At 47.7% G+C, this 9,130-nt stretch carries 9 protein-coding genes and 1 pseudogene; 7 read left to right on the top strand and 3 right to left on the bottom strand.

The window, feature by feature from the left end; all coding sequences use genetic code 11:
* Window positions 1–309 (top strand): annotated as a pseudogene (locus JOY44_RS23990) (IS1 family transposase); the annotation flags it as partial.
* On the opposite strand, the gene JOY44_RS23985 reads toward JOY44_RS23990, so the two are convergent.
* The 3 genes from JOY44_RS23985 to JOY44_RS23975 all read right to left on the bottom strand — a co-directional run bounded on the left by JOY44_RS23985 (window position 286) and on the right by JOY44_RS23975 (window position 2,451).
* Entirely contained in the window at window positions 286–852 is a 567-nt protein-coding gene (locus JOY44_RS23985) for an IS630 family transposase (protein ID WP_171572406.1), read from the bottom strand. The pseudogene JOY44_RS23990 and the gene JOY44_RS23985 sit on opposite strands and share 24 nt — an antisense overlap.
* On the bottom strand, window positions 849–1,364 hold the full coding sequence (locus JOY44_RS23980) for a helix-turn-helix domain-containing protein (protein WP_171572405.1): 516 nt from the start codon (window positions 1,362–1,364) through the stop codon (window positions 849–851). The genes JOY44_RS23985 and JOY44_RS23980 overlap by 4 nt, the downstream gene beginning before the upstream one ends.
* A 281-nt stretch (window positions 1,365–1,645) precedes the next feature.
* Window positions 1,646–2,451 (bottom strand): IS5 family transposase gene (locus JOY44_RS23975; RefSeq protein WP_415881133.1). Its coding sequence is split into 2 segments (ribosomal slippage): window positions 1,646–2,091 and window positions 2,091–2,451, totalling 807 coding nucleotides; the frame shifts between segments, so codons are not numbered across the junction.
* A 240-nt stretch (window positions 2,452–2,691) separates the two neighbouring features.
* Between JOY44_RS23975 and JOY44_RS23970 the strand changes: the two genes are divergently transcribed.
* From JOY44_RS23970 to JOY44_RS23945, 6 genes are all read left to right on the top strand, one after another.
* Window positions 2,692–2,901, top strand: a complete 210-nt coding sequence (locus tag JOY44_RS23970) for a hypothetical protein (protein WP_171573166.1) — start codon at window positions 2,692–2,694, stop codon at window positions 2,899–2,901.
* Window positions 2,888–3,718, top strand: coding sequence for a recombinase family protein (locus tag JOY44_RS23965; protein WP_197985722.1), 831 nt, complete (start codon window positions 2,888–2,890; stop codon window positions 3,716–3,718). Before JOY44_RS23970 ends, JOY44_RS23965 begins: the two co-directional genes overlap by 14 nt.
* Before the next feature lie 31 nt (window positions 3,719–3,749).
* On the top strand, window positions 3,750–4,622 hold the full coding sequence (locus tag JOY44_RS23960) for a zinc ribbon domain-containing protein (RefSeq protein ID WP_171575859.1): 873 nt from the start codon (window positions 3,750–3,752) through the stop codon (window positions 4,620–4,622).
* Window positions 4,623–4,941: 319 nt separating this feature from the next.
* The gene (locus tag JOY44_RS23955; RefSeq protein WP_242541818.1) at window positions 4,942–7,005 is read left to right on the top strand and encodes a GAF domain-containing protein; all 2,064 of its coding nucleotides are present in this window, start codon (window positions 4,942–4,944) and stop codon (window positions 7,003–7,005) included.
* A gap of 34 nt (window positions 7,006–7,039) precedes the next feature.
* A complete protein-coding gene (locus JOY44_RS23950) occupies window positions 7,040–7,438 on the top strand; it encodes a response regulator (RefSeq protein WP_171575857.1) in 399 nt (132 codons plus the stop codon).
* A 46-nt stretch (window positions 7,439–7,484) separates the two neighbouring features.
* Entirely contained in the window at window positions 7,485–8,939 is a 1,455-nt protein-coding gene (locus JOY44_RS23945) for a CheR family methyltransferase (protein WP_171575856.1), read from the top strand.
* Window positions 8,940–9,130 lie beyond the last annotated feature (191 nt).

The following is a 9,130-nucleotide window of genomic DNA, read 5'->3' as shown; positions in this document are numbered from 1 at the left end:
ATACTCGTGAGATTGTGGGTGTTTACATTGGCGCACGCGATGAAGCGGCAGCACCCCAACCGTGGCACTCCTTGCCGCCTGTTTATCGTCAATGCGCGTTCGCCTATACCGACTGTTGGACAGCATATGGAGCGGTTACTACCCAGCAAGCGCCATCGAGCCGTGGGCAAAAAAACGGGCAAAACCAGCTACATTGAGCGCTTCAACAATACGTTGAGGCAGCGGGTATCGCGGCTAGTGCGAAAAACCTTGTCCTTTTCAAAATCGTTGGAGAATCATACCAATTTAAATGGTGTCAATGACAGATAGTGCATTGAGGATAAAGGGGTAGCCTGTAAGGGAAGCAATCACTTGAGGGGTTAGCTGGGCTAAGAGTTGATCAACCCTGGATTGCAGTTGGTCAAGCGTTTTGAACGCAGCCCACTTGAGATCCGCCTTGAGATGTTCCCATAAACGCTCGATAGGATTTAACTCTGGGCAGTAAGGCGGTTGAAACACCAAGATAATGTTCTCTGGCACAATAAGGTCTTTGCCTTTGTGGAACCGTCCGTTATCCACTTGCAGGATGTTGAGACTATCGGGGTAAGCCTTGGAGAACTCATCTAAGAACCATTGGTAGCATGCGGTATCGACATGGGAGAATTGCAAGAAAAAGGACTCTCCTGTGGTAGGTTCCACAGCACCGTATAGCCAGAATGCTTTGAATATCCATTGCCACGCCCCGATGGGTTTAACCCCAACTGCCGTAATTAATCGTCCGATGAGCGTGTGAAGTCCAAAGCGACTCTCATCTTGTGCGAAGTAACGAATCGGTCGCTCATCCTGGCGCACCTGCCGATAGTACTGACTCAATAAGTCGAGGTCGTCTGCGAGGTTTGCTTAAATGCCTCTCGCTGGACTCGGTTCTGCTTGATGTTTTGAGGACGGGCGACCTTGAGTTTCGCTTTGAGTCGATAGCGCGTCATCTGGTAGACCGCATGATACTCGGCTTCTACCCCTAAACTCTCTAACAGCCACTGCTGCACCTTCCCATAGCTGCTAAACCCATTGCTCGGTTCCTGCAATCGCTTGGCTAAGGCAACCTCCGCCCACATTGGAATCACCCGGTTGCCTCCTCCTGGAGTGGGTTTAACCACCAGCAATGCTTCTAATCCTTGCGCTCGGTACAGGGCTAACCATTTTTGCACCGTGCCCCGATGCCTGCCAATTGCAATCGCAATCTGACTGACACTCGGTGCGTGCGCTTGTTTGAGCCAGTACAACACTTGCAATCGCTCTTTGAGTATCGGCTGTTCAACCGCTCGCAAACGGGTGCCTAGCTCCTCGAGACTTTCTTTAATTGCGATTGCGCTTACTCCAGCCATTGTTAGACTCTCACCTCTACATCGCTCAGTTTATCTGATCTGTAATGGCTCCAATTTAATTTGGTATCACATTGGTGCCATCTGGTATTTCATCCATCACTACAATGCATCATTACGTGTGTAGCACTACCTAAAAAGTCACTGTACACATGGGCACAGAGTATGACGTGGAAAGGATTACATCCCATCATTCACTTGAACCAGAAGGGCTATCAAAAAGGCATCTCCTCACAAAAACAGCGATGCGAGTCATAGAGAGAAGATTAGAACTCTTGCGTGAATCAAGAAGAGAGCGAAAGTTCACAGTTGATGATCGCCGCAATCAGGTTGAAGCGCAACCCGAAACGCTTGCGTCGATTTCGATACCGTTCAGCGAGAATCCGAAAAATCTTGAGCTTCCGATTCACATGCTCAGCGACCACTCGTAATCGGGCTAGAGTGCGGTTGTGCTGACGCTCGGCTTTGCTCAGTTTGCCTTTACGGGGCTTTTTGGTTGGAGTGCAACTACAGGGATGTAGCTTTGCCATACCCTGATAGCCTCTGTCCGCTAAACACAACTGCTCCGGCAGCATCGGCAGGCGATGGAGCTTGAACAAGCGAAAGTCATGGACTCGCCCTTTGCCAAAGGCTGTGCAGATAATCTGTCCAGTCGCTTGATTGACTACCACTTGAGCTTTTAGGGTATGCCGCTTTTTCTTGCCGCTGTAGTAGCCTCGCTGTTTTTTTGGGGACGCTCAATGGGGCTTTCAGTCACATCCACTGCCACTACGCTCCAAGTACTGGCATTCTGGTAGAGTTGCTTTTTGCCGGGTAGCCGAAACTGGTCTGAATTGGTCAATAATCCTTCCACCTTTTGAATCAATCGACATACGGCTGACTCGCTCATCCCCCACGTGGTGGCGATATGAAACTGTGTCCGGTATTCTCGCCAGTATTCAAGTACGACCAACAATTGGTCTTCTACGCTTAATTTGCACTGTCCACCCCGTTTTCCCCTGCGGTCAAGATCGGGACGCAATATTGCTACCATCTGCTCAAACGTTTCAAGGTGAACCCCACATCGACGTTTGATCACGCCCTGTACAATGTTGCAAACACCTCCCTAAAGTTTTTAATTTCGATTTCCAGAGAGAAACTGCGCCCTGATTATGGAGATGGCTTTCAGGGTGCCCCCTTGCATTTCATTTAAGCTCAAACTTCCCAGAACTACTGAAATGATAGGTTTCGAGATATCTTGGTATCCCGTTGGTGGAGGAGCCAAACTTTTGAATGTGCATTTTTCCTAAAGTGGCTTTAACCCCTTCTTCTCACTTTGAGGGAAGCCACCATGAATCAGCCCAACCCGAAGCGAAAACGGATATTGGAGGTTCGCGCTAGCTTTGAAGTTTCCCGACTCTCCCCTGAGTACCTTGCCAGTGCTTATGAACAGATTTTGCCCCCTGTACGGCGCGTCGCTTCAATGCCAAAACAAGCATCCGTTATCGATATCAATGCTATAGAAAAACGAATTGGAGAAGAGAATTATGAACAGTCATGATATTCAAGTGGCGATCTATGCGCGTGTCTCTTCAGAACAACAAGTGTCCTCTCATACGATTGAGAGTCAACTATCAATATTGCGGGAAAAGATCACGGCTGATGGATGTGTCTTACAACCCGATTTGCAATTTATTGATGAAGGTTATAGTGGTGCGACACTCTTGCGTCCAGCTCTGGAACAACTGCGTGATCTGGCAGCGACAGGCAGCATCGACCGACTTTACATTCATTCCCCAGATCGCTTGGCTCGCAAATATGCCTATCAAGTCTTGCTCCTGGATGAACTGCAACGAGCTGGGGTGGAAATTGTGTTTCTCAATCGGGCTTTAGGCGACTCTCCCGAGGATGACCTGTTACTGCAAGTTCAAGGCATGGTGGCGGAATATGAACGAGCCAAAATCCTAGAACGAAGCCGCCGTGGGAAGCGCCATGCTGCTCGTTCAGGTTCTGTCAATCCGCTATCCGGTGCGCCTTATGGCTATCACTACATTGATACCCAACAAGGCAATGGGCAAGCGCGTTATGAAGTCCATCCTGAACAGGCACCAGTCGTGCGCCAAATTTTCGATTGGATAGGGCGAGAACAGGCAACGATTGGCGAAGCCTGTCGCCGCCTCCAGCAAGCGGACATTCCCTCACCCAAGGGTAAGCCTGTCTGGGATCGTTCCACCATCTGGGGAATGCTGAACAATCCAGCCTATAAAGGCACGCGATCGGGACAAAGCGACCGCGCTTACGCCCAGGTCGTAGACAGTCGCCCTTTCCTCGTCAAGATTATTCGATCTACGACAAAGACCCGCAGCAGTGGATTTTGATTCCGGTGCCCGCGTTGATTGACTTGAAGCCGTGCAACAACAGTTGCAGGAGAATCGCCAACGCGCCCGCCAAAGTCAAAGAGGCGCAAAATATCTCCTGCAAGGACTCTTAGTTTGTCAGCAGTGTGGCTACGCTTATTACGGTAAACCTGTCAGTCACAAAGCGGCGAAAGGCAAGGTTCGAGAGTATGCTTACTACCGCTGTATTGGCACCGATGCTTATCGCTTTGGCGGAGATCGCATTTGCAGCAATTTGCAAGTCCGCACTGATTTGCTGGAAATGGCAGTATGGCAGCAGGTGCAGGCGTTACTAGAGAATCCGCAGCGACTGACTCAGGAGTATACCCGTCGAGCACAAGCGCCCAAACAGGGACAACACCTTACCGCATTGGAAACGCAATTGACCAAACTGCGACGCGGACTGGAGCGCCTGATTGATAGTTATGCTGAGGGGGTGATTCACAAAGCTGAGTTTGAGCCGCGCATCACTCAGATGCGAGTCCGGATCGCCGCCTTAGAAACTCAGATCGCGCAAGCAACCTCAGAAATGACCCGCCAACAAGAGCTTCGGCTGATCATTGGCCGATTAAAAGACTTTGCCACTCAAGTAAAAACTGGATTAGAACAGTTGGATTGGCAACAGCGCCGGGACATTATTCGCACCTTGGTCAAGCGGGTAGAAATTGACAAAGATCAGGTCAATGTCGTCTTCAGAGTCGAACCCCTTTCACCTGTGCCTGACTCTGATAAAGATTGTTTGCAACATTGTACAGGGCGTGAAAGCTCCGGGTTTAAGTTGGCTAAGTTGCTCGTAGGTCATAATATCCTCCTCCTTGACCTAGTTCTAGCTGCTTACATACATTCACGCAAGAGGTCTATTAGAACGGAATCCACTTTTGCCTAAATGGGACATTTTCATCCGACCTGCTTAATTGGTATCTTTTTTCTCAGAAACCTCCTAAGTTATCTTTTCTTAATAAGCTTCTTTTGTTGGGAAATGCATGCAGGGAAGATGTTTAGAGCGATCGCCAGCTAGGTAAGTTACTGAACTACCATGACTAGATTAAAAACATAGTGAGTAAAGTCAGTAAAACCTTGGTGGTAAAACCGATGGCGTTGAGCTTAGCTCAGAGAAGACTTCCATAAGGTAAGGCGGGGCGATGAACGGAGACGCATCGGAATCAGATTTGCTTCTACCGGCGACACTATGCACTGACACAATTTTGAAGCCGCAGCAAGGCAACTGGCTGAGTCCAGCAGCTTTTTTAGAGCCACAGGGTGTCATTGAAAACCTGCAACTGAGTGCTGAGACTGCCCGACTGAATGCACTCTATCAGTATGGGGTGATAGATAAGCCACCAGCACCATCTCTTGATGAGTTAACTGCTTTAGCTGCCGAGATCTGCGAGGTACCGATCGCGCTTATCAGTCTGGTGGATGCCGATCGACAGTGGTTCAAGTCGAGAGTGGGGGTAGCAATTACCGAAACTCCACGCAGTGTAGCGTTTTGCGCTCATGCCATTCAGCAGGCAGAAGTCTTTATTGTGAAGGATGCTCTGGCAGATGAACGATTTGCCCATAATCCGTTAGTTACCCAAGATCCCAAAATCCGGTTTTATGCCGGGATGCCACTGCTCACACCAGAAGGTTTTGCGCTGGGCACCTTGTGTGTGATCGATTATGAACCCCGTGACCTGAGCCAGAAGCAACTTAGACGGTTAGAAACCTTAAGTCATCAGGTGATGGCGCAACTAGAGCTAGAGCGGCAGACGCTCAAACTCCAGCAAACAAAGATCGAGATTCAGCAGTTAAAGCAGCAATTTGTTGAACAGGAATTTTTTAGCCAGCAAGAGTTGATCCTGCTGAACTTAGCGAATCAGCTCCGCAATTCTCTAGACCTCAACACCATTCTGCAAACCGCAGTGGACGAAATTCGCAAGTTACTGCACGTTGATCGCTGTCATTTTTTGTGGTGTATATCTGACGGCGATCACCTCATTTCTACGATGACCCATGAAGCGAAAACGCCAGCCTTGCCAAGTCTGCTAGACGATTTCTCTGGTCAATATGGGGCCTTTTTAACCACAACCATCTCCAATCAGACGCGAGAGCAAATTGACAATGTTCTTACCACCACGGCACTGGCACCGGAGGCTCAAGTTGAATTGATGCGGCTGGGAATTACTTCAGCCTTATTACTGCCGCTCAAAACCCAGTCAGGGCAACTTGGAGCCGTTGTTTGTAGCGATGGTCATGGCCCCCGGACGTGGACAGACCGTGAAGTCAATCTGCTGCAAACCGTCACTGAGCAGTTGGCGATCGCCCTTGACCAAGCAGAACTCCTGTCTCGTTCACGGGCGACGGCTCTGGCAGCTCAAACCCAAGCTGAATATTTAGTTGAGGCGATGCGAAAGCTACAACAGACTCAGGCACAGTTAATCCAGCACGAGAAGATGTCGAGCCTCGGTCAACTCGTTGCAGGCGTGGCTCACGAGATCAACAACCCTGTTAATTTCATCAGCGGCAACATTACTTATATCTCAGGCTACATTCGCGATTTGATGGAGCTTCTGAAGCTTTATCAAGAATATTATCCAACACCAGAAAGCAGCATTCAAGCAAAGGCGAATGAGATTGATTTTCAGTTTCTTGTTGAAGATCTGCCGAAACTGCTGGCTTCAATGGAAATGGGGTCAGATCGAATTCGTCAAATTGTGCTGTCGTTACGAAACTTCTCTCGCCTAGATGAGGCAGACGTTAAACCCGTCAATATTCACGAAGGTCTTGGGAACACCCTGCTGATTCTGCAAAGCCGATTGAAAGCAACGAGCAAAGGTCGCCCGATTCGGATTAACCGAGTGTATAGCGAATTGCCCGCAGTGGAATGCTATGCGGGACAGCTCAATCAGGTTTTTATGAATATTTTGAGTAATGCGATCGACGCTGTGGATGATTGCGCCGATCCCATGATTACAATTCAAACTGAGGTCATTCACTGTCCTGATTTCGATGCTTCAAATGAGGAGCAAATAACCTGCACACCCCAAGTTGCTATTCACATTCGAGACAATGGCACTGGCATCAGTGACGATACTAAACAAAAACTGTTTAATCCCTTCTTTACAACAAAGCCTGTTGGCAAAGGTACAGGGTTGGGTTTATCCATCAGCTATCAGATTGTCGTTGAGAAACATAGGGGCAGTTTGAGCTGTTCATCAGCGATAGGCCAGGGAACGGAGTTTTTGCTACAGATTCCAATCCAGCTGCCGACAACGCCTACCAAATAATGAATTAAAGAACTTAGAGTAAGGAATTAGACTCATGTGTATCGATGTACAAGTACGTCCCAAAGTTTTATCAGTCGATGACAGTCCTACTGTTCAAGAGTTAATCAAACGAGCCTTATCTGATGACTATCAGGTGTTGCTGTGTCAGAGTGCGATCGATGCGCTATCGATGATTAATCAGGAGGAAATCTCTGTTTTATTGCTCGATATTTCCATGCCTGAAATCGATGGTTTGGACTTTTGCCGTACCATTCGGAGCATTCCTAAGTTTCAGGATCTACCAATCATAATGGTGACAGGGCGCGATCGTGCCTTTGATAAAGTGCAAGGTCGGATAGCGGGCGCAACAGACTATCTAACAAAGCCTTTTGATGCCGAACAACTGCGTCAAGTGATGAGAAAGCTCATTAGCACTCATGCTTTGCCGCACTAAGTGAGAAAAAAAGTAGTTAGAAAGTATATTTTTCGGTTATACGCGCGTGATTACCCAACAGTTTACAGAAATGATTGAAGGCTACACGGGTTTGCATGTTCGGGGGCAAGACCTGAGCCTCCTCTGGCAGAAGATTCAATTGCGAATGCGAGCGCTTAAACTGACATCACCCGAACAGTATTATCAGTATTTAGTTAGCTGTTTAGATTTAGATAAAACGGCTTCAATTCAACTCAATCAGGAATGGCAACAGCTCATTCAATTGCTTACAACTGGGGAAAGCTATTTCTTTCGCGATCGCGGGCAGTTTCGGTTATTACAGCAGCAACTATTACCCGAACTCATCCGTGAGCGATCGCGTTATGCTGCGACCTACAACACTAAACCCACCCTCCGACTCTGGAGCGCGGGTTGTTCGACTGGAGAAGAAGCTTACTCATTAGCGATACTGGTGCATCAATTAATTCCGGATCTAGTGAACTGGGATCTTTTAATTTTAGGAACAGATCTCAATGCTGACTCGATTGACCAAGCCAGAAAAGGTCTTTACAGCTCCTGGTCTTTTCGCACTGTGGATGAAGGCATACAGGCAAAATACTTTCGCGCTTATGGAGACGGGTGGAAACTAGACGAGCAGATCTGCAAGCTAGTAACTTTTTATCCAGGCAATCTGGTAACCGATCATTATCTAGATTCTCAGCTTAATCTCAGCAATTTTGATTTAATTATCTGCCGCAACGTTTTTATTTATTTCACTCCTGAAGTCATTGCAAAAGTGCTGAAGAAGCTAAATACGGCACTCAGTTTAGATGGCTATTTGATGACAGGTCATGCTGAACTACATGGGCAGACAGTGGAGTACTTTCAAACCAAAAATTTCCCTGAATCATTCGTTTATCAACGTTTTGACTCAACTTTAGCCAAAAATCAATCTGCTAATAAAAATCAGTCTGCTAATATCGATCGCAGTAAGTTAGTAAAGACTCAGCCGAGCACTCAAGTACTAGATTTTGGCATTACCCATTCCCAATCTGACTGCGAGATCGTGCCCTCGTCCCCACCGCAGCAGCTCACAGCCACCCTGTCCGAAGCCGAAAAATGCTTTTGCAAGGGGGATTATGGCAACGCTATTCAGATTGCTCAACGAGCGATCGCTCAGACTCCACCCTCGTTTGAATTGCATCATTTAATTGCTCAATCCTATGCTGGGTTAGGAGAATACGATCAGGCAAAGCCTTACTGTGAAAAAGCGATCGCCATCAATGCCTTCGCCCTTTCGCCCTACTATTTACTCGCTCATCTTGCTCGTGAGCAGGGTCATCTGGATCAAGCCAAAAAACTGTTGAAGCAAATTATCTATTTAGATCCTGCATCTATTACAGCTTACTTAGAATTAAGCTCTCTTTATACGCAAGAAGGAGATACAAGTAGAGCGAGAAAAATGCATTCATCTGCGCTAGGGTTAATGCAGCAAACCGCCTCAGACGCATTAGTCCTTTAGACTCAACTATCTCTATCTCAGGGAGTAACGATTTGTAAGCAAACGCTGAGTTGACAACGGATAAGCGTCGCCTCTGCGGGAACACTAGCGTCAGGAATTAACGCTAAAAGCAGTTTTTTAGAGTCAGGGACATAGCGAATAATAGCTTAAGCAAAGCGCTGAGTTTTCAGGCTGGGCAACTAAGGGTTCCT

The organism is Leptolyngbya sp. Cla-17, from assembly GCF_016807185.1.
Classification (GTDB): Bacteria; Cyanobacteriota; Cyanobacteriia; order Leptolyngbyales; family Leptolyngbyaceae; genus ULC077BIN1.
The sequence above is the reverse complement of the archived record's forward strand: the minus strand, read 5'-3'. Positions and strand labels throughout refer to the sequence as shown.